The 1,764-nt window shown below is 34.7% G+C and carries 1 protein-coding gene and 1 pseudogene; both read right to left on the reverse strand.

Going from position 1 to position 1,764, the window contains the following annotated elements; genetic code table 11:
- Positions 1-724 (reverse strand): annotated as a pseudogene (locus ACEW8U_RS19210) (Xaa-Pro aminopeptidase); the annotation flags it as partial.
- On the reverse strand, positions 669-1,748 hold the full coding sequence (locus tag ACEW8U_RS19215; protein ID WP_373523680.1) for an AMP-binding protein: 1,080 nt from the start codon (positions 1,746-1,748) through the stop codon (positions 669-671). The gene ACEW8U_RS19215 and the pseudogene ACEW8U_RS19210, both read right to left, overlap by 56 nt.
- Positions 1,749-1,764 lie beyond the last annotated feature (16 nt).

The raw sequence follows: 1,764 nt of genomic DNA on the forward strand, positions 1-1,764 counted from the left end.
ATGCTTCTGCTATAATATCATGGGTGATATCTACTAACTGATTGTATATCACCATTTCGCGATCTGTTCGTGTTTCAATCCAACGCACCGCTAATTGCTCTGCTGAAACCACCTTTGAATGCGACTTTTTAGGCAGATAAGACATAAATTCATCATAATCTGTTTTATCCAGTCCATCTGCAATATTGTGATCTTCTGAAAAATTGAGACCAATTTTAGTTGGATTCCGTTCTGTTATAAGTTGAATTAACCGTTTCCATTGGTCTGGTTCTTTTTCCGGATCCCAGGCAGAAACAATACTTTTTCCCACGTTGTATCGGGCGACAGCGAATTTTTCTATAGTATTCTTGGATTTGTCTCTGTAAAAAAGCAAAATAGTCCTTCTTCGCGCGTTGAGCCACGTAGCTGGTAACATGGTCCTTAGTACAGGATCCTCGTTATATTCTCTGGAAATGACAATCCACATATCTATTCCGGATGTATCCATCAATTGCGGTAAGAGGTTTGTAAAGCGTTCTTCCAACAACTCATCTATTACTCTAGCCCTTTCTTTTTCGGGTAAAATTTGCTGCGCTTTTACATTGGATAACAGCATCACAAAAAGTAAAACAGTAAAATATTTCATGATAATTGTTTTTGGAGGATAGAAATTCAAATTCATTTTTTGTTTAGTTCGATTTAATTTTAAGTTTGTCCAAGGTCTCTTGTCGTTGGATTTTTCCATTTTTTGTAAAAGAAAACTTGGCGGTAAAATAGATTTCTTTCGGAATTTCATATTTTTCCAAAAGGGCAGAATCTTTCAAATGTGTATGTAGGTCTTTATTTTCATTTCCTTCGATAACAAGAATTAATTTTTCACCTAGAATCGAATCTTCAAAACTTGTTACAAAAAAATTATCCTCAATAAGGTCAGCTAACTGTTGCTCTATTTTTTCAGGATATAATTTAATACCACCTGAATTAATTACATTATCAAATCTACCCAACCATTGAAACCGGGTATTTGAGATAAGATTTACCACATCATTTGTTATTACCGGAGTGGAGCAAATCTTAGGAGCATCAATAATTAAGCAACTGCGGTCATCAACTGACAATTTGATGTCCGGAAGAGCTTCAAAAAAAGAACCTTCAAATTTAAATTCAATTTTTCTTACCGCTATGTGGGTAATAGTTTCTGTCATACCATAGGTTTCAAAGATAGATGTTTGTGTATTGAAAACATCTTTTTGCAATTTTACAGGAAATGGGGCACCTCCCACTATTAGTGTTTTAACTAGACTAAGCTTGTTTATTGAGTTTTGTAGTTGTAATGGAATCATAGCCACAAAATCATACAACTTGTTTACTTCTAACATGGGTTTGGAAGTTGGTTCCACATAATCTAATTCCAGGCCTAAAAGCATTGCTCGGATAAGCATCATTTTACCTGCTATAAATGTTGTTGGTAAACAATGCAATGCTTTATCACCGGGTTTCAGATTAAAAAAGCTTCCAGTAGCAAGAGCAGAATTAACCATGTGCCTCTTTTTAAGTTCAATTGTTTTAGGAGTTCCTGAAGAACCTGAGGTAAACGCTTTCACTGAATCTTTAGCACTTAACCAATCAAGTAAAAATTCACCAATAGTCTTCTCATAATCCACTCCTTCCTTAATTAGACAATAACCAACTTCCAACAAATCCTCTTTAGAAAAAGAAATACCATTCAATTTAAAACTGGGATGAATTCCAGTTATTGCCGACTCCATAGACTAATCCTTTTAT

This window comes from Aquiflexum sp., assembly GCF_041751335.1.
Lineage (GTDB): Bacteria > Bacteroidota > Bacteroidia > Cytophagales > Cyclobacteriaceae > Aquiflexum.